This window comes from Streptomyces sp. NPDC021622, assembly GCF_040640795.1.
In the GTDB taxonomy this organism is placed as follows: domain Bacteria; phylum Actinomycetota; class Actinomycetes; order Streptomycetales; family Streptomycetaceae; genus Streptomyces.
In genome coordinates, this window is record NZ_JBFACK010000001.1 from 204189 (window position 1) to 228965 (window position 24777).

Genomic DNA, 24777 nt, shown 5'->3' on the forward strand with positions numbered 1-24777 from the left:
TCGCCTATCTGGGTGACGCACATCCGTACCCCTTCCGACGGAGCGAGCGAGTGGGTCACAGTTCTGTCAAGTGATCGACACGACACGGGAGTTGATTCAGATGCGTACGACCATGCCCGCGACCGTCTCCACCGCTGCCGCCCTCGCCGCGGTGATCCTGACCCCCGCACACGCGGGGGCCATGACGACGGCCGCGCAGGCCGATTCCATGACACCGGCCAAGCGCGCCGGCGCCGCCGCGCCACCGACACTCGCCGGGTGCGGGCCAGGGGAGCTTTGCCTCTGGGGGAAAGCGGACTTCCGGGGTGCCCGACAGGTGTACGACCTGTCCGAGATCGACATCGAGAGCTGCGTAGCGCTGCCGGAGGGGGGCAGCGCTGAAGCCCTCGCCAACCGCACCGGCCGACCGGTCACCACCTACCAGTCGGCGGAGTGCGCCGAGACCGGGGAGTTCGACACCTATCCCGGCGGCGGCACCTGGACACCCGAATCGCCTTATCGCGTACGGGCCTTCAAGGTCTGGGAGAACTGACCGGGGGCACCTCACTCGTCAACGCCGCCACCTGCGCCCGCAGCGCCTGCACCTCCACTGTCAGCGCCTCGATCGCGGCTGTCTGGCGCCGCTCCTCGACGTCGTCCCGGTCGAAACGAGCGATGAACCAGGCCGCGATGTTGGCGGTGACGACACCGAGGAGCGCGATGCCCGACAGCATCAGACCGACCGCGAGGATCCGCCCGAGCCCGGTCGTGGGCGCGTGATCGCCGTAGCCGACGGTGGTCATCGTGGTGAAGGACCACCACACAGCGTCGCCAAGGGTCTTGATGTTGCCGTCCGGCGACTCCCGCTCAACCGAAAGGACAGCCAGTGAACCGAACATGAGAAGGCCCACCACAGCGCCGGCGACATAGGTCGTCAGCTGAATCTGCGACGCCATCCGGGCTCGTCGCCCCACCAGCAGCAGAGTCGAGACAAGCCGCAGCAGTCGCAGTGGCTGCAGCATCGGGAGGATGACAGCACACAGGTCGAGCCAGTGAGTGCGGACGAACTGCCTGCGGTGGTCGGTGAGGCGGAGACGTATGAGGTAGTCGGCGGCGAACGAGCCCCAGACGATCCACTCCACCACGGTGCAGGTCTTCGACACGGCTCTGCCCGCGTCGGGCACCACGATGGGTACGGCGTAGGCGACGGCGAAGGCCACCGCGAGTGTGAGGAGCGGACGCTGGGTGCGTCGCTCCCACCGGAGTTGTGCGGTCGACTGCTTCGTGGGCGCTTCCATACGGGCATCGTAGGAAACGCCAAGGGGCGACGGAGCCTGTGGTCCGCCGCCCCCTGCTCAAGGCGTGTGCTGTTCAGACGCGTGCCGGCCAGGCACGTGTCAGGCGTCGCCCCCGGCGGCACCCGGGTCCGCGGCCGTCACATCGAGCAGCTGGTAGCGGTCGATGGCCTGCTTCAGTACGGAGCGGTCGAGCTTGCCCTCGCGGGCCAGCTCGGTCAGCACGGCGACCACGATCGACTGCGCGTCGATGTGGAAGAAGCGGCGGGCGGCACCGCGGGTGTCCGCGAAGCCGAAGCCGTCCGCGCCGAGCGACTGGTACGTGCCGGGAACCCAGCGCGAGATCTGGTCGGGGACGCTCCGCATCCAGTCGGAGACGGCCACGAACGGGCCCTGGGCGCCGGAGAGCTTCTGCGTCACGTACGGGGTGCGCTGCTCCTCCTCGGGGTGCAGGAGGTTGTGGCGCTCCACCTCGACCGCCTCGCGGCGCAGTTCGTTCCAGGAGGTCGCCGACCAGACGTCCGCCTTGACGTTCCACTCCGAAGCGAGGATCTGCTGGGCCTCTACCGCCCACGGCACCGCGACACCGGAGGCGAGGATCTGTGCCGGGATGGCTCCCTGCTCGCCTGCCTTGAAGCGGTAGACGCCCTTGAGGATGCCGTCGACATCCACATCGGCGGGCTCGGCCGGGTGCTGGATCGGCTCGTTGTAGACGGTGAGGTAGTAGAAGACGTCCTCGCTGTCGGGGCCGTACATCCGGCGCAGGCCGTCCTTGACGATGTGCGCGATCTCGTAACCGAAGGCCGGGTCGTAGGCGACACAGCCCGGGTTGGTCGAGGCGAGCAACTGCGAGTGGCCGTCCGCGTGCTGGAGGCCCTCGCCGGTCAGGGTCGTACGGCCGGCGGTGGCGCCCAGGACGAAGCCGCGGGCCAGCTGGTCGGCCATCTGCCAGAACTGGTCGCCGGTGCGCTGGAAACCGAACATCGAGTAGAAGACGTACACGGGGATCAGCGGTTCGCCGTGTGTGGCGTAGGCCGAACCCGCGGCGATGAGGGACGCCGTGCAGCCTGCCTCCGAGATGCCGTCGTGCAGCATCTGGCCCGTGGGCGACTCCTTGTACGCGAGGAGGAGTTCGCGGTCCACGGCCTCGTACTGCTGGCCGAGCGGGTTGTAGATCTTCGCGCTCGGGAAGAAGGCGTCCATGCCGAACGTGCGGTACTCATCGGGGGCGATCAGCACGAAGCGCTTGCCGATCTCCTTGTCCCGCATGAGGTCCTTCAGGATGCGGACGAACGCCATGGTGGTGGCGATCGACTGCTGGCCCGAGCCCTTCTTCGCGGTCGCGTAGGTTTTGTCCTCGGGGAGCTGCAGCGGCTTCGAGCGCACGACACGGGTCGGGACATAGCCGCCCAGGCCCTGTCGGCGGTCGTGCATGTACTGGATCTCTTCGGAGTCGCGGCCCGGGTGGTAGTACGGCGGGGCGCCGCCCTCCAGCTCCTTGTCCGTGATCGGGATGTGCAGACGGTCGCGGAAGCCCTTGAGGTCGTCGGCCGTGAGCTTCTTCATCTGGTGGGTGGCGTTGCGGCCCTCGAAGTTCGGGCCGAGGGTCCAGCCCTTGACCGTCTGGGCGAGGATCACGGTGGGCTGGCCCTTGTGGGCCTTGGCCGCCGCGTAGGCCGCGTAGACCTTCTTGTGGTCGTGGCCGCCGCGGCCCAGGTGCAGGATCTGCTCGTCGGTCATGTTCTCGACCATGGCGCGCAGCCGGTGGTCGCCGCCGAAGAAGTGGTCGCGGATATAGGCGCCGGTCTCGGTCGCGTACGTCTGGAACTGGCCGTCGGGCGTCGTGTTCAGCTTGTTGACCAGGATGCCGTCGCGGTCCTGGGCGAGCAGCGGGTCCCAACTGCGGTCCCAGACCAGCTTGATGACGTTCCAGCCGGCGCCGCGGAACTGCGACTCCAGCTCCTGGATGATCTTGCCGTTGCCGCGCACCGGGCCGTCGAGGCGCTGGAGGTTGCAGTTGACGACGAAGGTCAGGTTGTCCAGGCCCTCGCGTGCGGCGATGGAGAGCTGGCCGAGCGACTCGGGCTCGTCCATCTCGCCGTCGCCGAGGTAGGCCCAGACGTGGGACTTGGAGGTGTCGGCGATGCCGCGCGCCTCCATGTAGCGGTTCATCCGCGCCTGGAAGATCGCGCCGAGCGGGCCCAGGCCCATGGAGACCGTCGGGAACTCCCAGAAGTCCGGCATCAGGCGCGGGTGCGGATAGGACGACAGGCCGTAGGGAGCCTTCGACTTCTCCTGGCGGAACGCGTCGAGCTGCTGCTCGGAGAGCCGGTCGAGGAGGAACGCGCGGGCGTAGATACCGGGGGACGCGTGCCCCTGGAAGAAGATCTGGTCGCCGCCGTCGCCCTCGTCCTTGCCGCGGAAGAAGTGGTTGAAGCCCACGTCGTAGAGCGACGCCGAGGAGGCGAAGGTGGCGATGTGACCGCCGACCCCGATGCCGGGGCGCTGGGCGCGCGAGACCATCACCGCGGCGTTCCAGCGGGTCGCGTTCAGGACCTTGCGCTCGATCTCCTCGTTTCCGGGGAAGAACGGCTCGTCCTTGGTGGCGATCGTGTTGACGTAGTCCGTGCTGCGCATCTCGGGCACGGCGACGCGCTTCTCGCGCGCACGTTCGATCAGCCGGAGCATCAGGTAGCGGGCCCGCTCGCGGCCGCGTTCGTCGACCGCGGCATCGAGGGAGTCGAGCCACTCCTGGGTCTCTTCGGGATCGAAGTCCGGGACCTGACTCGGCAGGCCGCCAATGATGATCGGGTTGCGATCGGATCCGGAAGCCACGCTGTTCCTTCGCTGTTGGGGCTTTCGCCTGGGTTCTGCCTGGCTGTGAGACGTTCCCCATCGTGTACCGCGGGGGCGGAATCGTCATCTCTACCGAGAGGTAACCGAGAGGTCCGCGCGGTGGCCCTGGGGTAGGCTCGGCCAAATCGCAACGATACGCCCATCCTGCCTAGTCGCTTCGTAAGGTCGTTCGGACGTCAGTCCCCATCGGCCCGCATCGGCGCCGTACGAGCGAAGTACGCGCCAGGAACGCGCGAAGAAGGATCTGGCAGATGGGTCTTGAGTTGCGGCGACACGGCCGGGAACGTCACCGTTTCAGCGGTCTTGACGGCCGGGTACTTGCGCGATCCGTCCCGCCCGTGTGGACTACGGCCAACGCCCCGCGCACGCGCGTGGCTGAAGGCATACCCAAAAACATGATCAGGAGGCAATCCGTGAGCGCGACCGCGGACCACGCGGAGACGAACCTTGCCGTAAGGCTTGGTTTCCAGCCCGAACAGGTGGTCCAGGAGATCGGCTACGACGACGACGTCGATCAGGAGCTCCGCGAGGCCATCGAGGAGGCCATCGGCTCCGAGCTCGTCGACGAGGACTACGACGACGTGGCTGATGCCGTGGTGCTCTGGTTCCGTGAGGACGACGGGGACCTGACTGATGCGCTGGTGGATGCCATCGCGTACATGGAGGAAGGCGGCTCGATTCTGCTGCTGACTCCGAAGACCGGTCGTGACGGTTACGTCGAGCCGAGCGAGATCGGCGAGGCGGCCACCACCGCGGGCCTGTCCCAGACCAAGAGCATCAACGCCGGCAAGGACTGGAGCGGCACCCGCCTGCTCAGTCCGAAGGCGGCAGCCAAGAAGCGCTAGCCACTCGCGCGAGCCGCGACCCCAGCAGAGACCGCTGTGAGGCCCCCGTCGACATCTGTCGGCGGGGGCCTCACGCATGCGTGAGGTGAAGATCCGATGTGCGTGTGCGGCGGGGGACCGATGCGCCCAAAGGGGCGCAGACCGGCGGACGTAGGGTGGGTGTCACCCGAACAGCCCCACCGGAGGGGCACCGTCGAAGGGATGCGTACTCATGGCGCTCGCTGGACTCGTGACCGGCACCAAGGCCCCGGACTTCGAGCTGAAGGACAATCACGGGCGGACCGTGCGGCTCTCGGACTTCCGCGGTGAGAAGAACGTGGTCCTGCTCTTCTATCCGTTCGCGTTCACCGGCGTCTGCACCGGCGAGCTCTGCGCGCTCCGTGACGAGCTGCCGAAGTTCGTCAACGACGACACGCAGCTCCTCGCCGTCTCGAACGACTCCATGCACACGCTGCGGGTATTCGCCGAACAGGAGGGTCTGGAGTACCCCCTGTTGTCCGACTTCTGGCCGCACGGCGAGGTCTCGCGCGCGTACGAGGTCTTCGACGAGGAGAAGGGCTGCTCGGTGCGCGGCACCTTCATCATCGACAAGGAGGGCGTCGTGCGCTGGACTGTCGTCAACGGCCTGCCGGACGCCCGTGACCTCAATGAGTACGTCAAGGCGCTCGACACCCTGTGATTCCTCAGGGGTGACACCCTGTGATTCTTCAGGTGCAGAGCCTGTGGCGGCCGGGAACCGGTCACTAGGATCCACTCGTTGATCTGATGGCAAAGCACGACTGGGGCTCCCCGCCCCTGGACAACTATTGGGAGGACTTGTGGGAGTCAGCCTCAGCAAGGGCGGCAACGTATCGCTGAGCAAGGAGGCGCCCGGCCTGACCGCTGTTCTGATCGGTCTGGGCTGGGACGTCCGCACCACGACGGGTACGGACTTCGACCTCGACGCCAGCGCGATCCTGACCAACGCCGAGGGCAAGGTCAGCAGCGACGGCAACTTCGTGTTCTTCAACAACCTGAAGAGCCCGGACGGATCCGTCGAGCACACCGGTGACAACACCACCGGTGAGGGCGAGGGCGACGACGAGGCGATCAAGGTCGACCTGGCCGCCGTCCCGGCCGACGTGGACAAGATCGTCTTCCCGGTCTCGATCTACGAGGCCGAGTCCCGCCAGCAGTCGTTCGGCCAGGTCCGCAACGCGTTCATCCGCGTCGTGAACCAGGCGGGCGGCGCGGAGATCGCGCGGTACGACCTCTCCGAGGACGCCTCGACGGAGACGGCGATGGTCTTCGGCGAGCTGTACCGCAACGGCGCCGAGTGGAAGTTCCGCGCCGTGGGCCAGGGTTACGCATCGGGCCTGCGCGGCATCGCGCAGGACTTCGGCGTCAACGTCTGAGCCGAGTAACGCCCTCCGCCTTGCCGTCCGGCGCCGCACACCACCCGTGCGGCGCCGGACGTGCTCGGCATCTCTTGCTCAACTGCTCAACTCCCGCTCCCACAACAGGGGAGTCCTGGGAACTCTTGCTCTCGAACCACGGGGAGGACCACATCATGGGCGTCACGCTCGCCAAGGGAGGCAATGTCTCCCTCTCCAAGGCCGCACCGAACCTCACACAGGTCCTGGTCGGACTCGGCTGGGACGCGCGCTCCACCACCGGCGCACCCTTCGACCTCGACGCCAGCGCGCTGATGTGCAACTCGGGCCGGGTTCTGGGGGACGAGTGGTTCGTCTTCTACAACAACCTGAAGAGCCCTGACGGCTCTGTCGAGCACACCGGCGACAACCTCACGGGTGAGGGCGACGGGGACGACGAGTCGCTCCTGATCGACCTCTCCAAGGTCCCCGCCGATGTGGACAAGATCGTCTTCCCTGTCTCGATCCATGACGCGGACAACCGCGGGCAGACCTTCGGCCAGGTCAGCAACGCCTTCATCCGCGTGGTCAACCAGGCCGACCTCCAGGAACTCGCGCGCTACGACCTCAGCGAGGACGCCTCCACGGAGACCGCGATGATCTTCGGCGAGGTGTACCGGTACGGCGGTGAATGGAAGTTCCGAGCCGTTGGGCAGGGGTACGCGTCGGGTCTGCGGGGCATCGCTCTAGACTTCGGGGTCAATGTTTCGTAAAGCCGGGGACCGGCGCGGGGGAGACCGCTAAACGGGAGCCCGTACACACACGATTGGGTAGCCAGTGCTTCTGAAAACCTTCGGCTGGTCGTTCGCGGTTACCGCGCTCGGCCTGGTCGCGGCGGTGTTCTACGGGGGGTGGACGGGATTCGGGGTCGTGGCGATCCTGTCGATCCTCGAGATCTCGCTGTCCTTCGACAACGCGGTGGTCAACGCCGGGATCCTGAAGAAGATGAATGCCTTCTGGCAGAAGATCTTCCTCACCATCGGTGTGCTGATCGCCGTCTTCGGCATGCGGCTTGTGTTCCCCGTCGCGATCGTGGCCATCAGCGCCAAGATCGGCCCGATCGAGGCCGTGCGGCTCGCGCTCAACGACAAGGACCAGTACCAGCAGCTGGTCACCGACGCGCACCCGTCGATCGCCGCCTTCGGTGGCATGTTCCTCCTGATGATCTTCCTCGACTTCGTTTTCGAGGACCGTGACATCAAGTGGCTGGGCTGGCTCGAGCGCCCGCTCGCCAAGCTCGGCAAGATCGACATGCTGTCGGTCTGCATCGCGCTCATCGTGCTCATGATCTCCGCGATGACCGTCGCCACGCACGCCCACCAGCATGGCGGGACGCACGCGGACAAGGCGGAGACGGTGCTTCTCTCCGGCGTCGCCGGACTCATCACCTATCTGATCGTGGGCGGCCTCTCCGGCTTCTTCGAGAACAAACTCGAGGAAGAGGAGGAGCGCGAGCACGAGGAGGAGGAAGCGGCCAAGAGGAGCGGCAAGAAGGTTCCTGCGGTCGTCATGGCCGGCAAGGCCGCGTTCTTCATGTTCCTCTACCTCGAGGTCCTGGACGCGTCGTTCTCCTTCGACGGCGTCATCGGCGCCTTCGCCATCACCAACGACATCGTCCTGATGGCGCTCGGCCTCGGCATCGGCGCGATGTACGTCCGGTCGCTCACGGTCTACCTGGTCCGCCAGGGCACCCTCGACGACTACGTCTACCTGGAGCACGGCGCGCACTACGCGATCGGCGCCCTCGCGGTGCTCCTGCTCGTCACGATCCAGTACGAGATCCACGAGGTCATCACCGGCAGCATCGGCGTCCTCCTGATCGCCTGGTCCTTCTGGTCGTCCGTGCGCCGCAACCGCGCGCTGGCAGCGGCCGAAGGGGACTCGGGGTCGGACGAGAAGGCCGAGGTCTCGTCCGGCGTCTGACGTTCTGACGTTCTGACCTCCGGGGTGTGACCGGGGGCCCAGTGAGGAACGCTTCAGCGGGGCGGTCTTCGAGGTGGACTCCTCGAAGACCGCCCCGTTCGGTATACGCACGCGACTTTGGGGGCGGCAATGTCCTTCTGGGACGGTTTATGGCGTGGGCGCTCGATGGACTTCGAGTCGGGCAGTGCCGCGACCAACTCCATCGAACTCACCAAGCGGCATCCGACGGTCTCGCTCAACAAACAGGGCGCGGCCACCGGCAATCTGCGGGTCAACCTCTCCTGGCAGATGCGTACGTCCGACATCATCGGCAAGCAGCGCGGGGGCGGCGGCCTGCTGCGGCACCCCTTCAAGATGTTCCAGCCCGACGTGGTGCAGGCGCACACCCAGGGCGTGGTCAACGTGGACCTGGACATCGGCTGCCTGTACGAGCTGGTGGACGGCGCCAAGGGCGTCGTACAGCCGCTGGGCAGCTTCTTCGGGAGCCTCAACGCGCCGCCGTACGTGAAGCTGAGCGGTGACGACCGGTTCGGTTCGCCGTCCGGCGAGACGATCTATGTGAACCTCGACCACCGCGAGTCGATCAAGCGGCTGCTGTTCTTCGCGTACATCTACGACCAGACGCCCGCGTTCGACCGCACACACGCCAAGGTCACGCTGTACCCCAGCAACGGCCCGCGGATCGAGATCGACCTCGACGAGCGCCAGCCGCAGGCCAGGTCGTGCGCCGTGGCCTCGCTGGAGAACGTCAAGGGCGAGCTGGTCGTGCGCCGCGAGGTGAAGTTCGTGTACGGCTTCCAGGCCGAGCTCGACCGCCTGTACGGCTGGGGGCTGCAGTGGGGCCGGGGCTACAAGGCGAAGGCGGGCGGCGGCTGAGTGCCTCCCTGCGGGGCTCTCGGCGCCCCTGGCCCCTCCTCAGCGGTTCAGGAACTGCGGCCCCTGCGGGGGCAGCCGGAAGTTCGGGTCGGGCATCGGCGCGACCGGCTGCGGATAGCCGTACGAAGGCTGTGCGAGCGGCGCCGGCTGGGCGGGCGCGGGCTGCGGATAGCCGTACGAAGGCTGCGGCATGGGCTGGCGCGTGGGCTCGGGCGGATAGCCGTACGAGGGCTGGGGCGCCGGAGCGGGGAAGGGCCGCGGGACGGGCGCGGTGGGCGCGGCGGACGACGGGAAGGGCCCTGGATCGGGCTGCGGCTGGGGCTGCGGCTGGGCCTGAGGCGGCTGCGGGAGCGAGGCCTCGGGCGTCGGCTCGGGCACGGCCTCCGACTCGTCCACGGAGATGCCGAAGTCCCCGGCGAGGCCCTCAAGGCCGTTCAGATAGCCCTCGCCCAGGGCGCGGAACTTCCAGGCGTCGGCGCGGCGGTAGAGCTCGCCGCAGATCAGCGCGGTCTCGGCGCCGGTCTGCGGGGTGATGTCGAAGTACGCGAGAGGTTCGCCCTCGGTGGTGGCGGCGTCGTACAGCAGGATCCGCAGCGCGCGTACGCGCTCGAAGGGGACGTCCTCCGCCGATGCGACGAGCAGGACCCGGCTCACCGCCGGATCGAGGCCCGCCATGTCCGTCTGGATCGTGTCGGTCAGGCCCTCGGCGACCCGCTTCTTGCCGAGCCGCCAGACCTTGCCGGAGGGGTGGCGCGGCTGGTTGTAGAAGACGAAGTCCTCGTCGGACCGCACGCGGCCGTCGGCGCCAAGGAGGAGTGCCGACGCGTCGACGTCGGGGACTCCCTGTCCCGGGGTCCAGCGCAGCACGGCGCGGACGGCCGTGGCTTCGAGCGGGACGTTCGACCCCTTCAACATCGCGTGCGTCATGCGGTCATCCTGCCTTCCCGGTCGCGGACGGGACAACGCGGGGGTGACTGTGTGTGGTGTCTGTGTCTGACATGGCCGGGTTACCTGAATTTCATGCCCATGGGGAACCCTTGACACCCGTCCCTACGTACTATTACCGGCCACATCACGTCGGACCGCGCCGACGAGTACAGGGGAATTTCATGCGTCATTTCGGGCATATCGCCCCAGAGGTGCGACAGCACCTCTTCCATCGGGAGCCGTGCGACTTCACCGCCGACTCCTCTCCCCGCCTGCTTGCGGCGGCGCTCGGCGCCACGCTGTACAGCCCTGCCACACGCCCCCGGCTCGCCGACGACATCCTCAAGCAGGCCGGGCGTGGCGTGATCTCGATGGTGCTCTGCCTCGAAGACTCGATCGACGACGCGGAGGTCGTCGGGGCCGAGGAGAACCTGGTCAGACAGTTCGCGGAGCTGGCCGCCCGCGAGGACGCCAAGCCGCCGCTGCTGTTCATCCGGGTCCGCACCCCCGAGCAGATAGCCGACCTCGCGCGGCGCCTCGGCGACGGCATCCGTCTGCTGTCCGGATTCGTGCTCCCCAAGTTCACCGAGGAGCGCGGCGTCCCCTTCCTGGAGTCGCTCTCCGCGGCCGAGGCGGCGACCGGGCGGCGGCTCTTCGCGATGCCCGTCCTCGAATCGCCCGAGCTGCTGCACCTGGAGAGCCGCACGGAGACCCTCGCCGGGATCGCCCGCACCGTCGACAAGTACCGCGAGCGGGTGCTCGCGCTGCGCCTCGGCGTCACCGACTTCTGCTCCGCGTACGGCCTGCGCAGGCCGCCGCACATGACCGCGTACGACGTCCACATCGTGGCCTCCGTCATCGCCGACGTGGTCAATCTCCTCGGCAGGGCGGATGGCACGGGCTTCACCGTGACCGGTCCGGTGTGGGAGTACTTCCGCGTCCAGGAGAGAATGTTCAAGCCTCAGCTGCGCCGCAGCCCCTTCCTGGAAGGGCGGGCGGAGGAGCTGCGGCAGGCGCTCATCGAGCACGACATCGACGGGCTGCTCCGCGAGATCGAGCTGGACCGGGCCAACGGCCTGCTCGGCAAGACCTGCATCCACCCCTCGCACGTGCTGCCCGTGCACGCCCTCTCGGTCGTCAGCCACGAGGAGTTCAGCGACGCCGAGGACATCCTGCGCCCGGAGCGGGGCGGCGGCGGGGTCATGCGCTCGGCGTACACGAACAAGATGAACGAGGTGAAGCCGCACCGCGCCTGGGCCGAGCGGACCCTGCAGCGCGCCGAGGTGTTCGGCGTCGCGCGCGAGGACATCGGCTTCGTGGAGCTGCTCACCGCCGGGCTCTCCGGTTGAGGAACGTGTTGAGGAACGTAAGGACTGTGAACGACGACATGGTGTGGTCAGGGACGTGGGTCGCCGAGCGGCTCGGCGTGGAGCTCGTCGGTGACGCGAGCCTGGGCGAGCTGCTCGGGCTCGCCCTGCGCCGCAACCCCAAGCGCGCGCACCTGCTGGTGTCGAACGTCCTCGGCAAGCATGTGCCCCAGCGGCCTTCCGTCGTGTACGCGGCCGGGCACGACCTGGGTGTCAGGGCGCGCGCCCTGCTCGGCGACGCGGAGGCCCGGCGTGCGGTCGTCCTCGGCTACGCGGAGACGGCGACGGGCCTCGGTCACAGCGTCGCGGACGGCATCGGCCTCGCGCCCTATCTGCACTCCACGCGCCGCCCGGTCGACGGGGTGCGCCAGGCGGGCGGCTTCGAGGAGTCCCACTCGCACGCGACCTCGCACCTGCTGCTCCCGGCCGACCCCGAACTGCTCGCAGGGGACGGCCCGTTGGTCCTGGTGGACGACGAGTTCTCCACCGGCAACACGGTCCTCAACACCATCCGCGCGCTGCACGAGCGCTATCCGCGCGACCGGTACGTCATCGTGGCGCTCGTCGACATGCGCTCGCCCGAGGACCAGGGCCGCCTGGCCGGCTTCGCCGAGGAGATCGGCGCGCGGGTCGATCTGATCGCGATGGCGTCCGGCACGGTGCGGCTGCCGGACGGCGTCCTGGAGAAGGGGCAGGCGCTGGTCGCGGAGCACGAGGCGGCGGCGCCGCTTCCCACGCCGCGCCGGGAGCGGGGCACCGTCACCCGGGTCGAGCTCGACTGGCCCGCCGGTGTCCCGGACGGCGGCCGCCACGGGTTCACGCCCGAGCACCGGGCGGTGCTCGACGCGGCGCTGCCCGGGATGGCGGAACGCCTCGCCCAGGCGCTGGCCCCGGATTCCGCACCCGTCCCTGCCCGCGTCCTCGTCCTCGGCTTCGAAGAGCTGATGTATGCGCCGCTGGCCCTCGGGGAGGCGCTGGAGGAGTGGCTTGGCGGCAGCGGCGCCGAGGTCCGGTACTCCACCACCACCCGCTCACCCGTACTCGCCGTCGACGACCCCGGCTACGCCATCCGCAGCCGCCTCGTCTTCCCCGCCCACGACGAACCCGCCGACGGGCCCGGTGAGCGGTACGCGTACAACGTCGCGGGCGGCGGCTTCGACGCGATCGTCGCCGTGGTCGACTCCGTGGGCGACGGGCCCCAACTGCACGCCCCCGACGGCCTGTTGGCGCAGCTCGCCGCGCACACCCCGCAGGTCCTGCTCGCCGTCGTTCCTTCGTACGTCCCTGAGTACGTCCCCGAAAGGCCCCCGATGCTGCCCGAGCCCCTCCGCGGCCCCGACTTCTCCTCGTACGCGCCCGAAGACGTCGGCTGGCTGCTGCAGGACCTCTCGGACGTAACGCTGGAAGCGCCCACCGAGGAGCGCGAGGAGGCGATACAGAGCGGTGGCGCGCACTACGCCGAGTCGCTGCCGGTCGAGTACCAGCCGAGCCCGCAGTACCAGGAGCTGTTCCGGGCCGCGCTCGACACCTCCGCCGCACGGATCGCGCAGGCCGTCGGCACCGTCACCGAGACCGTCCTCGCCGAGCGGTCGCCCCGCCCGGTCCTTGTCTCCCTTGCCCGCGCGGGCACGCCCGTCGGCGTACTGATGCGCCGCTGGGCGGCACACCGGCACGGTCTCGACCTGCCGCACTACGCCGTGTCGATCGTGCGCGGGCGCGGCATCGACGCCAACGCGCTGCGCTGGCTCGCCGCCCACCACGACCCGGCCGACGTGGTCTTCGTCGACGGATGGACGGGCAAGGGCGCGATCACCCGCGAACTGGCCGAGGCGGTACGGGAGTTCGAGGAGTCGGGCGGGCCCACCGGGTTCAACCCGGAGATCGCCGTGCTCGCCGACCCCGGATCGTGCGTGCGCACCTACGGCACCCGCGAGGACTTCCTCATCCCCTCCGCCTGCCTCAACTCGACCGTGTCCGGCCTGATATCGCGCACCGTGCTCCGCGCCGACCTGGTCGGCCCGGACGACTTCCACGGCGGCAAGTTCTACCGCGAGCTCGCCGGCACCGACGTCTCCCTCGACTTCATCGACGCCGTCGTGGACCGCTTCGACGAGGTGACCGAAGCCGTCGACGCCCAGGTCAAGGAGGTGCCCTCGGCGGACAGGGCGCCGACCTGGGAGGGCTGGGCGGCCGTCGAGCGGATCAGCGAGGAGTACGGGATCCACGACGTGAACCTGGTGAAGCCGGGCGTCGGCGAGACGACGCGCGTGCTGCTGCGCCGCGTGCCCTGGAAGATCCTGGCGCGGGCCGGCGCCGGGGCCGACCTCGATCACGTACGACTCCTCGCCGAACAGCGCGGCGTGCCGGTCGAGGAAGTGGCCGAACTCCCCTACACCTGCGTCGGGTTGATCCACCCTCAGTTCACGCGCGGAGCCACCGGCACGGACGGCAAGGCGGTGGCGGCCAAGTGAACACTCCCCGCACTCCCCGCACGGTGCTCGTCGCCAGCGACCTCGACCGCACCCTCATCTACTCCGCCGCCGCGCTCGGCCTGACCATGCCCGACGCCGACGCGCCGCGCCTGCTCTGCGTCGAGGTCTACGAGAGCAAGCCGCTGTCGTACGTCACCGAGACCGCCGCCGGGCTGCTCGACGAGGTCGGCCGCGGCACGGTGTTCGTACCGACGACCACGCGTACGCGCGAGCAGTACGGCCGCATCCATCTGCCGGGCCCCGCACCGAAGTTCGCGATCTGCGCCAACGGCGGGCACCTCCTGGTCGACGGGGTGTCCGACCCCGAGTGGCGTGCGGACGTCGACCGTCGCATCGCCGCCGAGTGCGCCTCGCTCGACGAGGTCCGTGCGCACATGGTGCGCACCGCGGACCCGGCCTGGCTCCTGAAGGAGCGGGTGGCCGAGGACCTCTTCGCGTATCTGGTCGTGGAGCGTTCCCTGCTGCCTGATGGCTGGGTCAAGGAGCTCGCCGAGTGGGCGGAAGGCCGTGGCTGGACCGTCTCGCTGCAGGGCCGCAAGATCTATGCCGTGCCGAAGCCGCTCACCAAGAGCGCGGCGGTGCGCGAGGTGGCACGGCGGATCGGCGCCGACGAGATCCTCGCGGCCGGTGACTCGCTCCTGGACGCCGATCTACTCCTGGCCGCCGACCGCTCGTGGCGTCCGGGCCACGGGGAACTGGCCGACACGGGGTGGACGGCACCGGGCCTCACGGTGCTGCCGGAGCGCGGGGTCGCGGCGGGGGAGGAGATCCTGCGGGGGTTCATCGCGGCGTCGAGGTAGGGCTGCGGCTGTGGCGACTTCAGCCGCAGCAGCCCCCGCCGCAGCAGCCGCCTCCGCCGCCACCGCCGGCGCTCGGGCCGGGCGCGGCGCTCGTCCCGCCGACGGCCACCGCCGAGAGCAGCTTGACGGTGTCGTCGTGCCCGGCGGGACAGACGGCGGGGGCCGAGGACTCGGCCATCGGGCGGCTCAGTTCAAAGGAGTCGCCGCAGGAACGGCAGCGGTATTCGTAGCGGGGCATGGGCACAGGTTAACCAGCGCTCCGCCCCGGCACCACGGCCCCGGCTTCCGGACCACGCCTAAGTGCTCCGCGGGAAGCGCCGCGAGGTGCCGTCGCTCGTCTGCGGCCGTGTCGTGGCTGGTCGCGCAGTTCCCCGCGCCCCTTCGGGGCGCACCACCGCGACGCGCCCGTCGTGACCGCCCGGCCGTGCCATGACCGTCCGGAAGGACGCCTCCGCGTCGCTGCCGCGCACGATGGCGACCAGGCGCCGGGCCCGCAGGGCGGTACTGAATGCTGAGGTGAGGTCGGACGCGGCCCCAGGCTCGCGCAGCGGTTCACGCCGCCGCCCGCGGGGTGACGTCCCTGCTCAGGGGCGCGGCGCGGTCAGTGCTTGGGGTTTGGGCTCGCGTGCTCGGCGTGGCGTTCCGCCTCGGGGTGGCGCGCCTTCCAGTACGGGTTGTCGTGTGGCAGGGCCGAGCCGACACGGCCGTACATCCCGAAGAGCATCAGCAGGACGCCCACCACAAAGCTGAACAGCACGTTCTGGATCTCGAAGGCCAGGAAGTTGTAGTCGCTCTCCAGCAGAGCGAGATTGACGAAGCCGCTGAGGACGAACAGGACGCCGAGGCTCATGTTCAGCGTCGAGGCGAAGTTGCCGCCGATCACCATGCCGACGAAGAGGAGCAGCCCGACACAGATCGACAGGACGCTCAGCGCGCCGTTGGTGTTCAGGGTGGCGACGGTATCGCCCTCGGTGTCGAAGAACCCGATCCTGTCGATCAGGCCGAGGATGCCGAACGCGAGCAGGACGAGTCCCATCAGACCCGCGCCGACGCGGTAGACGGTGCTGAGGCGGTGGTCGACGGGCAGGTGCTCGTTCAGCGTCACATGCCGCCTGGGCCGCTTCGTCCCCGGGTGAAGTACATGCGTGGCCATGTCCGCCTCCTTGGTGTGTGGGGAGGCCGCTTCGTACGTGGCACTGCGTGCGGATCGCCGCGTGCGTATATCCAGGATCCGCCTTCGACGGCCGCACCGCCAACCACGGCGGCCGCCGCCCCGGGGCGGCTACGCCCCCTGCCCCCGCTCCTCCCGGATCTGCGTGACCACGCGGGCCACCGCCTGCCGCACGGCCTCGGTCTCCGTCAGGAAATGCCAGTAGTCCGGGTGGCGGCCCTCCAGGGACGCCACCGCGCGGTCCAGGCGGGCCACGGACTCGTCCAGCGGGCGGGCGTGCCGCTGCTCCGGGGTGTGGCGGCCCGCCATGGCCAGGCGCTGGGCGTCGCGGATGGCGAAGCGGGTGCGCTCGATCTCCTGCTGGGGGTCCTTCGCGACCGCGTTGAGCCGCCGCAGCCGGTCACCGGCGGCCGAGACCGCCTCGTCCGTCGAGTTCAGCAGGGCGCGGACCGTGGAGAGCAGGGAGGTGGCGTCCGGCCAGCGCTGCTCGTCGCGCGCCTGTCCGGCCTCCTTGAGCTTGGCCTCGGCCTGCCGTACGTTCTCCGCGGCCTGGTCCGGTACGCGCTGCAGGTCTTGCCAGCAGGCCGCGGTGAACCGGCGGCGCAGCTCGCTGAGGATCGGGTCGACCTGGCCGCTGCGGGTGGTGAGCGCCTGCGCGCGCGTACGCAGCGACACCAGACGCCGGTCTATCTCGGCGGCCCGCTCGGGCAGCCGCTCGGCCTCGGCGCGCACGGCTTCGGCGTCCCGCAGGACGCGGTCGGCGCGCTGCAGCGTCTCCGGTACGCCGTGCTGTCCGGCTCCCTGATTGAGCTTGGTCAGCTCCGGCCCGAGGGCGGCGAGGCGAGCGGCGAGATCATCGGCCTTGAGCCCGGCACCCCGTACGGCATCCAGTGCGTTGCTGGCGGCGAGGAGGGTCTGCCGGGCCCGCTCGACGGCCGGGGCGAGCCGGGCGAGCTGGGTCTCCGCCTTGTCGAGCAGCGGCCCGAGCCCCTGCTGGAACCGGTCGAGATCCTGCTTGGCCTTGCCGAGATCGTCCTTGGCTTGGGTCAGCTCGGCGCGCGCACGGGCCGCGACGGACGCCTCGAGATCATCCCGATCGAGATCATGCGCGTCCACGGCGCTGATGTACTGATGACTGACCTCGTCGATCCGCCGCCCCATCGCCTCGAAGTCCGATACGGCGCGCTGTGCGGCGGGCGACGAGTCGACGGCGACGATGGTCTCGATGGAGATCCGCAGATCGCGCTGGGCGGTGTCCAGCTCGTAGAACGCGGCGGCCGCCGCGTCCTTGGCGGCCTGTGCGTCGGCCCGCATGCTCTCGCCCCGCCCGCCGAACCACCGCCGGGTGCCGCCGCCGGCGAAGGCGGCGGGGAGGGCGATGGCGACAAGGGGGAGGGGCAGGAGGGCGAGGGCGACGATGTCACGGAGGGCGCTGTGGCGGGAGGCCCGGCGGGAGCGGGGGCTGTGCGGCCACACGCTCCCGCGGCGACGACGCACATGCGGCGTGCTCGGCGTGCTCGACCGGCTGGACGTACTCGGCGTGCTCGACCTGCTGGACGTACTCGGCGTGCTCGACCTGCTGGACGTATAGGACTTGCTAGACGTGTCTGGCGTGTACGGCTGCGATGGTGTCGCCGTCACTATCCCTCTCCCGTGCTGTCATCCGCCTTGCCCGGCGTCACATTCTCCCACCGGTTAATGACGAACACACGGGTCGGTTAGTTCGCGTCGCACCCCGTGACTTTGCCGCCTTCGCTGCGGGCGGACACCGGCCGCGGAACGCGTTTGGGAGGCACCCCCGCCGGCAAGGTAGGCTGTCGAAACCTTCCGGGCGCGTAGCTCAGGGGTAGAGCGCTGCCCTTACAAGGCAGATGTCGGCGGTTCGAAACCGTCCGCGCCCACCGGGAAGAAGACCCCCAGCCGATCATGGCTGGGGGTCTTCGCGTTTCTGGTCAGCACTCCATCGCCCAAGTGTGGGAGTCGCCGCTGTCGTTGGCCCAGCCGCTGGGGGTGGCGATTTCCTGGCCGGGGGCCAGGCAGACCGTGCCGAAGCCGACCAGGCCCGGGTTTTCGTAGACCTGGACGTGGTCCTTGATGCCGGGGCCGGAGATGCCGTGGTTCGCCCAGGAGGAGTCCTGGTCCTGGATGGGGTCCTCCCAGTCGTGGTCGTCGCCCGACCAGTTGGTGCGCTGGCCGCCGAAGTCGGCGTCCGTCCAGGCGCAGAACTGGCCGCTCGGGCACGAGGCCGCCTGGGCCGCGGCCGACGTGGTCACGGCCGTGCCGATGGCCAGGAGCGTGGCGGCGAGCAGGGCCGTGGGCTTGCTGATCATGTGGGGGATCTCCTTCTGAGGCTCTGAGGCTCTGAGGCTGTAAGGCTCTGAGGTTTTGACGGTCGTTTTTCGCTGGTGTCAGGTGGACAACTGGGTCGTGGCTCGACGCAGGGCCTGTTCGCGCATGCTGTGCCAGTCGGACAGTTCCGTACGGTGCCGGGCGCGGACCCAGGCGAGGCTGCGGTGGCGGTGGGCCGCCTCCGGCTTGAGGTTGTTGGCGATCGTCGAGACGTGGAACCAGCGCCGCTGGTCGCCGTAGAGCGTGCGCTGTGCCGCGGCCAGGCAGCCGTCCGTGTGGGCGCGTACGGAATAGCCGGTGGGGAGCGTGAGCGAGAGCTCCGTTGGGCCTGCGCCGAACAGGGCGTCCGCAATGCGCTGGGAGTTCCTTTTGTCGGCCGGCGTCGCTGCCTGGCGTTCGCCCGCGCGGGGCGGGGTCAGGCCCTGGCGTTTCAGGCAGCGGTCCGTCAGTTGTTGCTGGGCCGCCTTGATGACGTCCTCGGGCGGCATCGCCGGGCGGTTGGGCGTGGTCGCGCAGCCGCCGATGAGGGTGGCGGTGCAGAGGAGCAGGAAGAGGGGGCGGAGGTGCCTCGTACGCATGGGTCGGTCAGCCCGGCTCGCAGCCCAGCTTTTCGTGGCTCACTCCGTCGAGTCTGGTGGCCCAGGCCGTCCAGTTCTCGTCGTAGTCGTCCTTGCGGATCTCGCGGTATACGCAGCCCGCCCCCGGGCCGTAACTGATGGCGTAGACAGTGCTGTTGGCGCGGGACTCGAAGGAGTAGGCGTTGCGCTGCGTGCCGTTCTCGGCCTCCGCGTAGCCGGGCGGGCCGTAGCACCAGCCCTGGCCCATCATGCCGGGCTTGGTCCAGAAGCAGACCTGGCCCGGTGGGGTGGCGGCTCGGGACGTGGGTGGTTCCGCGACGGCCGCGGGCGTGACCGTGGTGAAGAGGGCCGCGAAAGCGGCGGTGACTGCGGCGGTGCTGAAGCGCATGCGGGTGGCTCTCCGAGGGTGGTCGATGCGTTGTGCATGACCTCAATCCCCGGCGTTTGCACAGGTAAGCGCGGTGTCAGAGAGCTAGACCCTGATAGGTGAATCAGCGGCCCGAGCCCGGATGCGTCCTGCGGTACCTGCGGTCCCAGCGCTCCTGGCGTTCCTTGCGGAGGCGGTAGTCGCGGTACGTCTTCGGGTAGCCACCGCCCCCTCCGCCTCCGCCGCCCGCGCTCCCTCCGGAGCCGGAGCCTGAGCCGCCTCCGCTCTTGGAGCCCGCGCGGTCGTACTGCTGGAAGATGAAGAAGACGAGTGCCGCTGCGGCCAGCCACAGGAGCGGTTGGTTGAAACCCAGGCCGATCAGGGCCAGGAGCAGGACGACCAGCAGCAGATTCATGGCAGCACCTCCTCGGCGTAGGGGGAGTCAACGCCCGCTGTCACTCCGTGTCAATGGCTTTCTCATGGACGTGTTTGAGGTGTGCGCGGGCCGCCACCGCGTCCGGTCCCGTCACCTCGTCCCAGAAGCGATGACAGGTGACAAATACCGCCAACTCCCGCTCCCGCTCGCGGAGTTTCTCCACCTGCGCCTGTTCGTCCGGGGTCCAGCCGGGGGACGCGGGGCGCTCCACCTTGCGCCAGCCGTGGTCGTCGCTGAAGCCGTCCAGGGGTGTGACCGACCAGGGGAGCCGCTTCAGCAGGGCCAGGAGTTCGGCCCGGACCTGGTGCAGCTCCTCCTGTCCGGCGAGGAGGTCGCTCGGGAAGTCGTACGCAGGGGTTGCAGGCACGGGCGTAATGGTACTCCTGTTCGATTTTCAGGGGCGAGCGATGTCACGCGGGAAACGGGGGAACTTCCGGGCCGAACCGGGCCGATCTTCCGGGCCGAACCGGGCCGATCTTCCGGGCCCTCGCCTCGACCGCCCCGGACGCGGCAAGCTGGAGGCATGTGCCGCAGCATCAAGACGCTCCGTCCGCCCGCCATCCCCGAGGACGCCACCGAGGAGGAGATCCGGGCCGCAGCGCTTCAGTACGTGCGCAAGGTCTCCGGATTCCGCGCCCCGGCCGCGCACAACCGCGAGGTGTTCGACCGCGCCGTCGACGCCGTCGCCGAAGCCACCGCCGAGCTGCTCGAAGGGCTCGAGATCCGCGGGGCGAGCAAGGCGAGCGCCTAGGGCCTGTCCGATGGGTCCTGCCGGGGTCGCGACCCCTGGCACGCACTCCCCCAAGCTCTCGGCTTCGCTCGAGCAGGGAGGTGCCCCCTCCCGCGTTGTCGTCGGTTGCCAACGCTCCGCGTTGACGCCCTCCTCCGCCTTGCAGCTGCACGCACCAGGGCCCGCTCGGCCTTGGTGAATCGGCACCCGGCGCGAAGGCCGGCCTGACCCATCGGACAGGCCCTAGTCCCGCCTCAACGGCCCACTCCTAGTGCGCGGCCGCCCGCGGCCGCCGCACCAGGAACGCCGCCCCCGCGCCCGCGCCGAACAGCGCGACCAGGGAGACGCCCGTGGCCAGCCACGTCGCGCCGAGCCACTGCCCGCCGAAGTAGCCGAGCGCCACGCTGTACCCGGCCCAGGCCACGCCCGCAAGCGCCGACCAGGGCAGGAACTCGCGCACCTTGCGATGGGCCGCGCCGGCCGCGAGCGAGACGATCGAGCGGCCCGCGGGGGCGAAGCGCGCGAGGACCACGAGGGCGCCGCCGCCCCGTGAAAGGGCCGTGCCGAGTCGTTCCTGCGCGCTGGTGAGGCGGCGGGAGCGGGCGATGGCCCGGTCCAGACGCTCACTTCCGCGACAGGCGAGACGGTAGACGGCGAGATCGCCGATGACCGAGGCGGTGGCCGCGCAGAGCATGAGGGCCAGGATGTCGGGGACCTCCTGCGGAACACGCCCCGTGCCCGTCCCCGCCGCTGCCGCCGCGGTGGCCGCCGTGATGACGAGGACGCCACTGGGCAGCACGGGGAGGACGATGTCGAAGAGCACGGAGAGTGCGACTACCGCGTAGATCCATGGGCTGCCGGTCAGTGCGCCCAGATTTTCCAGCACCGAAATTCCCCGTAACTCCCCGGTCGACGACTTGGCTGCCGCGACGTCGCGGGGGAGCGGCAGGGGCGGCTTGTGACAGCTGTACAGCGTACGCCGCGCGCTTCGCCGGAGATCCACGGGGGGCTCAGATGTTCGCTACATCACGTTCACCCGGCTGCCCCTTCCGACGCGGCGTGCGGCGCCGAAGTCCCGTACGAAGGACCCGTATGGAGTGAAATCGGCTGACGGGTACGGAAGGAGCTGGGCGATGGTGGCAGGAGTACTCGCCGGGACCGTGGCGGCGGCGGTGCTTGCCGCGGGCGGTGGCGTGGCGGGTGACGGAGCGGCGCACTGCTACCGGGTGCGAGTCGACGGGCAGTTCGCGCCGCCCTCGGCGTTCGTGCCCTCGCCCGCGATCACGTACGACATGGATCTGGTGCCCGCGGCCTCCTGGATCGGGGTCGTGCAGCACGGGAAGCCGGGCGGCAGCATGACGGTCACCCTGCGGGTGAAGGGGCTGAAGCCGGGATACGCGTACGGCGCCCATGTGCACCAGAAGCCGTGCGGCGCCGAGCCGACCGCGGCCGGCGGTCACTATCAGCACCGCAAGGACCCGGTGCAGCCGTCGGAGGACCCGGCCTACGTCAATCCGCGCAACGAGGTGTGGCTGGACTTCACCACGGGCCCGGACGGCGCGGGCAAGGCAAGTGCCCGCCACGGCTGGGAGTTCCGGCCGGGCGGGGCCGGGTCCGTCGTCCTGCACCGCGAGCAGGGCGGCGCGGGGGACCGCCTCGCCTGCTTCACGGTGCCGTTCGCCCCGCGCACCTGAGGGCGCCGCCGGACGTGACGGAGCCCCCTTCCCTGTACGCGTACCGGGAAGGGGGCTCCGTCGAGCCGTGTGGGAGCTACGCGGCGGCCACCGGCGTCCGCTCCGACGCCGTGTCGTCCTTGCGCTCGCCGCGCGCGGCGAAGAGGCGGTCGATGCCGAGCGCGCCGGAACCGGTGAAGACGAGCAGGAGCAGGGCCCAGCAGAACATCGCCGAGGCCTCTCCGCCGTTCTCCATCGGCCACAGGGCCTCCGGCTGGTGCACCTTGAAGTACGCGTACGCCATCGATCCGGACGAGATGAACGCGGCGGCGCGGGTGCCGAGGCCGAGGGCGACCAGGCCGCCGCCGACCAGCTGGATGACGGCCGCGTACCAGCCGGGCCAGGTGCCCGCGTCGATCGTGCCGCCGCCCATCGCGCCGCCGAGCACGCCGAAGAGCGAGGCGGCGCCGTGGCAGGCGAAGAGCAGGCCGACGACTATGCGGAACAGTCCGAGTGCGTAGGGCTGGGCGCTGTTGAGACGTCCGGTCATGGTGGGGGACTCCTTCGGTTTGGGGACGTGAACCGAGCGGAGGCCCAAGGTTAGGGGAACCTAATCGATGCTTGCAAGTTCAACATCTGGCCATTCGGACGATTCCGCTTCCGCCACCGCCGTCATCGCCGGGGCCGTCGCCGCCGCCCGCAGCACGGCCCGCGCCACCGCGTCCGCGTCCGACAGGGTCACCGAGTCGACACCGGGCCTGGCCCCCGCCGCCGTCACCCAGTGCACGCCCTCCGTGGGCACGCCGAACGCGAACCGCCTTGTGTGCGCCCGGCCTTGACGGTCGATCAGACGGTACGGGCGGGGTGTTACGTCGAGGCCTCCGGTTTCGTAACCGTCGACGACATGGGGGCGGCACTGCCCCGTCCGCACGAGCCGCCCGAGCAGTTCGTCCGCGGTGCGGCGCACGTCAGGCTCCGGGAGCCGCGCCTCGATCAGCGTGGTGACGCGCACATCGGACCCCGGAACGTCGGGTGAGTGCGCACGGAAGGTCCCGTCGGCGCCGGCCCGCACGTCCAGGCGCGGACCGAGCACGTCGAGGACGCCCGCCTCGATCAGCGCCGTCATCTCCTCGATGCGCCGCCGGGGCGGTCCGATCGAAAGGAAGGCGTTGAGCGGCGTGTACCAGCGGTCCAGGTGGGTGCGCCGGGACGGTCCCGCGATGCCGCCGTGGTCGACGATCAGGCGCAGTTCGTTGCGCAGGTCGCGCAGTACGTCGAGGGCGGACTTCAGGGGGCTCGCGACATTGCCGAGCGCGGCCTGGGCGGTGTCATCGCGCAGATACGTCAGGAGCCAGCCGCGGAAGTCGTCCGGCGAGCGGAAGGCGCGGTCGGCGCACGGCCGCGCGAGGCGGTCCCAGGACCAGCGCGCGGCCTCGGTGATCCCGAACTCGTCCAGGATCAGGGCCTCTTGAGGGCTGCGGTGGGGTACGTCGAGGAACGCGGCACGGAAGGCGGCGGACCGCCCGTCGGGGCGGACGAGCGCCGCGTAGTAGACCGTCTCGACCTCCTTCGCGACCAGCGGCCATATCTCGTCGAGGAAGTCGGGGGCGGCGCCGCTGTCCGCGCGCTTGCGGAAGCGGGCTATGACGTCCGGGGTGAGGACGGCGGGATCGTGCCGCCCGTACGCGCCCTTCGCGTTGTCGCCGCGCGCCTGGTAGGGGATGCCGCGCCGCGAACCGGCGTACAGCTTCGGCTCGTGCCCCGACGGCCGGTAGCGCAGGCCGCCCGACGGCTCGGTCACGAAGCGTCCGCCGCGGCCCTGGGTAAGCAGCGCCATGTGGTCGAAGAAGTTCAGGCCGAGGCCGCGCAGCAGCACGCGCTCACCGGGGGTGATCGCCGAGAGGTCGACGTCGGCGGGGTTGGCGGGCTCGATGTGCCGCAGGCCGTGCCGGGCGGCGTGCTCGGCGAGGGGCCGCCCCGCTTGGTCGCCGGCCGAGGGGAGGTGCCCCTGCGCGAGGACGACGGCACTGAGACCGCGTATCTCACGCCCGTCATCGAGCACGAGGGCTTGGGGGCCGCCGTCGTGTGCGGGGGAGAGGGGGGCGCTGCTGGGGGCGTGGGGCTGTGGACCTTCGTCGGGTGCGAGGGGCGGCGCGCCGCCGCCGCGTACGACGTGCCCTGCGTCGCCCGGCCCCTCGTCCGCCGAGTCGAGTCGCACGGCGAGTGCCGCGTGTACCTCGATCCGGACCTGGCCGGGGGCCTCCCGCAGGGTCTCGGCGAAGACCCACTCCAGATAGCGGCCGTAGCAGGCGCGCGTGGGGTAGTCGTCCGGGCCGAGTCCCGGTGCGTGCCCCGCGGCGGCCCACTCGTGCAGGCTCGGCCCGCGCAGTACGGGGCCCGCGCAGTCGACGCTCTCGTCGGTGAAGAGGGTGACCTGCGAGGCGACCGTGTTCATCAGCAGCTCGGACGGCTGGGCGGTCCGCCAGACGCGCCCCGGGCCGGGCGGCGACGGATCGACGACGTGGACCGTCAGCCGTGCGCCCGGCGGCAGGAGTTCGTCGGCCGACGCGCAGAGGCGTTCCAGAACGCTGGTGCCGCGGGGTCCCGCGCCGACGACGGCGACAGCGACGTCCTGGCCCGGTGCGGTCGCTGCGGGTGCTGCGGACAAGGGCGTGACTCCGGGGCGTAGAGGAGCTGGAAG

27 protein-coding genes and 1 tRNA gene are annotated in these 24777 nt (G+C 70.0%); 14 read left to right on the forward strand and 14 right to left on the reverse strand.

Annotated elements, in window-relative coordinates; all coding sequences use genetic code 11:
- Positions 1 to 112: 112 nt before the first annotated feature.
- Positions 113 to 532 carry a peptidase inhibitor family I36 protein gene (locus AB0G47_RS00920; protein WP_360763887.1) on the forward strand — a complete coding sequence of 140 codons (420 nt, stop codon included), beginning with the start codon at positions 113 to 115 and terminating at the stop codon, positions 530 to 532.
- On the opposite strand, the gene AB0G47_RS00925 is transcribed toward AB0G47_RS00920, so the two are convergent.
- Positions 513 to 1277, reverse strand: coding sequence for a potassium channel family protein (locus AB0G47_RS00925; RefSeq protein WP_360762585.1), 765 nt, complete (start codon positions 1275 to 1277; stop codon positions 513 to 515). The genes AB0G47_RS00920 and AB0G47_RS00925 overlap by 20 nt on opposite strands.
- A 99-nt stretch (positions 1278 to 1376) precedes the next feature.
- Positions 1377 to 4109 carry a pyruvate dehydrogenase (acetyl-transferring), homodimeric type gene (gene aceE / locus AB0G47_RS00930; RefSeq protein ID WP_360762589.1) on the reverse strand — a complete coding sequence of 911 codons (2733 nt, stop codon included), beginning with the start codon at positions 4107 to 4109 and terminating at the stop codon, positions 1377 to 1379.
- 434 nt (positions 4110 to 4543) lie between these two features.
- Between aceE and AB0G47_RS00935 the strand changes: the two genes are divergently transcribed.
- The 6 genes from AB0G47_RS00935 (at position 4544) to AB0G47_RS00960 (ending at position 9186) form a co-directional block, all read left to right on the forward strand.
- A complete protein-coding gene (locus AB0G47_RS00935) occupies positions 4544 to 4975 on the forward strand; it encodes a DUF3052 domain-containing protein (RefSeq protein ID WP_360762592.1) in 432 nt (143 codons plus the stop codon).
- 211 nt (positions 4976 to 5186) lie between these two features.
- A complete protein-coding gene (locus tag AB0G47_RS00940; RefSeq protein ID WP_360762594.1) occupies positions 5187 to 5654 on the forward strand; it encodes a peroxiredoxin in 468 nt (155 codons plus the stop codon).
- Between the two features lie 139 nt (positions 5655 to 5793).
- Positions 5794 to 6369, forward strand: a complete 576-nt coding sequence (locus AB0G47_RS00945) for a TerD family protein (protein ID WP_135330821.1) — start codon at positions 5794 to 5796, stop codon at positions 6367 to 6369.
- Between the two features lie 155 nt (positions 6370 to 6524).
- The gene (locus AB0G47_RS00950; protein ID WP_266867447.1) at positions 6525 to 7100 is read left to right on the forward strand and encodes a TerD family protein; all 576 of its coding nucleotides are present in this window, start codon (positions 6525 to 6527) and stop codon (positions 7098 to 7100) included.
- A gap of 64 nt (positions 7101 to 7164) precedes the next feature.
- Positions 7165 to 8310 carry a DUF475 domain-containing protein gene (locus tag AB0G47_RS00955; RefSeq protein WP_360762598.1) on the forward strand — a complete coding sequence of 382 codons (1146 nt, stop codon included), beginning with the start codon at positions 7165 to 7167 and terminating at the stop codon, positions 8308 to 8310.
- Between the two features lie 129 nt (positions 8311 to 8439).
- On the forward strand, positions 8440 to 9186 hold the full coding sequence (locus AB0G47_RS00960; protein WP_360762601.1) for a Tellurium resistance: 747 nt from the start codon (positions 8440 to 8442) through the stop codon (positions 9184 to 9186).
- Between the two features lie 39 nt (positions 9187 to 9225).
- Here the strand turns inward: AB0G47_RS00960 and AB0G47_RS00965 are convergent, their stop codons facing one another.
- Positions 9226 to 10113, reverse strand: a complete 888-nt coding sequence (locus tag AB0G47_RS00965; RefSeq protein ID WP_360762603.1) for a TerD family protein — start codon at positions 10111 to 10113, stop codon at positions 9226 to 9228.
- A 182-nt stretch (positions 10114 to 10295) separates the two neighbouring features.
- On the opposite strand from AB0G47_RS00965, the gene AB0G47_RS00970 reads away from it, so the two are divergent.
- The 3 genes from AB0G47_RS00970 (at position 10296) to AB0G47_RS00980 (ending at position 14772) form a co-directional block, all read left to right on the forward strand.
- Entirely contained in the window at positions 10296 to 11462 is a 1167-nt protein-coding gene (locus AB0G47_RS00970) for an HpcH/HpaI aldolase/citrate lyase family protein (protein ID WP_360762606.1), read from the forward strand.
- Between the two features lie 38 nt (positions 11463 to 11500).
- Positions 11501 to 13951: a phosphoribosyltransferase gene (locus tag AB0G47_RS00975; protein ID WP_360763889.1), complete on the forward strand. Its 2451-nt coding sequence runs from the start codon at positions 11501 to 11503 to the stop codon at positions 13949 to 13951.
- An 86-nt stretch (positions 13952 to 14037) separates the two neighbouring features.
- A complete protein-coding gene (locus tag AB0G47_RS00980; RefSeq protein ID WP_360763890.1) occupies positions 14038 to 14772 on the forward strand; it encodes an HAD family hydrolase in 735 nt (244 codons plus the stop codon).
- Positions 14773 to 14791: 19 nt separating this feature from the next.
- Here AB0G47_RS00980 and AB0G47_RS00985 read toward each other — a convergent pair whose 3' ends face one another.
- From AB0G47_RS00985 to AB0G47_RS00995, 3 genes are all read right to left on the reverse strand, one after another.
- Positions 14792 to 15010, reverse strand: coding sequence for a zinc ribbon domain-containing protein (locus AB0G47_RS00985; RefSeq protein ID WP_360762609.1), 219 nt, complete (start codon positions 15008 to 15010; stop codon positions 14792 to 14794).
- A 363-nt stretch (positions 15011 to 15373) separates the two neighbouring features.
- Positions 15374 to 15925 carry a DUF4383 domain-containing protein gene (locus AB0G47_RS00990; RefSeq protein WP_360762612.1) on the reverse strand — a complete coding sequence of 184 codons (552 nt, stop codon included), beginning with the start codon at positions 15923 to 15925 and terminating at the stop codon, positions 15374 to 15376.
- Positions 15926 to 16054: 129 nt separating this feature from the next.
- Complete coding sequence (locus AB0G47_RS00995; protein ID WP_360763891.1) at positions 16055 to 17362, reverse strand: hypothetical protein; 1308 nt, start codon at positions 17360 to 17362, stop codon at positions 16055 to 16057.
- Between AB0G47_RS00995 and AB0G47_RS01000 the strand changes: the two genes are divergently transcribed.
- Complete coding sequence (locus AB0G47_RS01000) at positions 17361 to 17534, forward strand: hypothetical protein (protein WP_360763980.1); 174 nt, start codon at positions 17361 to 17363, stop codon at positions 17532 to 17534. The genes AB0G47_RS00995 and AB0G47_RS01000 overlap by 2 nt on opposite strands.
- A gap of 238 nt (positions 17535 to 17772) precedes the next feature.
- A tRNA-Val gene (locus tag AB0G47_RS01005) sits at positions 17773 to 17844 on the forward strand.
- Between the two features lie 51 nt (positions 17845 to 17895).
- On the opposite strand, the gene AB0G47_RS01010 is transcribed toward AB0G47_RS01005, so the two are convergent.
- The 5 genes from AB0G47_RS01010 to AB0G47_RS01030 form a co-directional block, all read right to left on the reverse strand.
- Complete coding sequence (locus tag AB0G47_RS01010) at positions 17896 to 18273, reverse strand: peptidase inhibitor family I36 protein (RefSeq protein WP_360762615.1); 378 nt, start codon at positions 18271 to 18273, stop codon at positions 17896 to 17898.
- A gap of 78 nt (positions 18274 to 18351) precedes the next feature.
- The gene (locus AB0G47_RS01015; protein ID WP_360762618.1) at positions 18352 to 18870 is read right to left on the reverse strand and encodes a hypothetical protein; all 519 of its coding nucleotides are present in this window, start codon (positions 18868 to 18870) and stop codon (positions 18352 to 18354) included.
- 7 nt (positions 18871 to 18877) lie between these two features.
- A complete protein-coding gene (locus tag AB0G47_RS01020) occupies positions 18878 to 19258 on the reverse strand; it encodes a hypothetical protein (protein WP_360762621.1) in 381 nt (126 codons plus the stop codon).
- A 103-nt stretch (positions 19259 to 19361) separates the two neighbouring features.
- Positions 19362 to 19652 carry a hypothetical protein gene (locus AB0G47_RS01025; protein WP_360762624.1) on the reverse strand — a complete coding sequence of 97 codons (291 nt, stop codon included), beginning with the start codon at positions 19650 to 19652 and terminating at the stop codon, positions 19362 to 19364.
- Positions 19653 to 19692: 40 nt separating this feature from the next.
- The gene (locus AB0G47_RS01030) at positions 19693 to 20049 is read right to left on the reverse strand and encodes a hypothetical protein (RefSeq protein ID WP_360763893.1); all 357 of its coding nucleotides are present in this window, start codon (positions 20047 to 20049) and stop codon (positions 19693 to 19695) included.
- Positions 20050 to 20196: 147 nt separating this feature from the next.
- On the opposite strand from AB0G47_RS01030, the gene AB0G47_RS01035 reads away from it, so the two are divergent.
- Entirely contained in the window at positions 20197 to 20424 is a 228-nt protein-coding gene (locus AB0G47_RS01035) for a DUF2277 domain-containing protein (protein ID WP_266867472.1), read from the forward strand.
- A 247-nt stretch (positions 20425 to 20671) separates the two neighbouring features.
- Here the strand turns inward: AB0G47_RS01035 and AB0G47_RS01040 are convergent, their stop codons facing one another.
- Positions 20672 to 21289 (reverse strand): VTT domain-containing protein, encoded by a 618-nt coding sequence (locus AB0G47_RS01040; protein ID WP_360762627.1) that lies wholly within the window; start codon positions 21287 to 21289, stop codon positions 20672 to 20674.
- 247 nt (positions 21290 to 21536) lie between these two features.
- Between AB0G47_RS01040 and AB0G47_RS01045 the strand changes: the two genes are divergently transcribed.
- Positions 21537 to 22097, forward strand: a complete 561-nt coding sequence (locus AB0G47_RS01045; RefSeq protein ID WP_360762629.1) for a superoxide dismutase family protein — start codon at positions 21537 to 21539, stop codon at positions 22095 to 22097.
- A gap of 76 nt (positions 22098 to 22173) precedes the next feature.
- Here AB0G47_RS01045 and AB0G47_RS01050 read toward each other — a convergent pair whose 3' ends face one another.
- Positions 22174 to 22626, reverse strand: coding sequence for a DoxX family protein (locus tag AB0G47_RS01050; protein ID WP_360762632.1), 453 nt, complete (start codon positions 22624 to 22626; stop codon positions 22174 to 22176).
- Positions 22627 to 22686: 60 nt separating this feature from the next.
- Positions 22687 to 24744, reverse strand: a complete 2058-nt coding sequence (locus AB0G47_RS01055) for an FAD/NAD(P)-binding protein (protein ID WP_360762634.1) — start codon at positions 24742 to 24744, stop codon at positions 22687 to 22689.
- Positions 24745 to 24777: the final 33 nt, after the last annotated feature.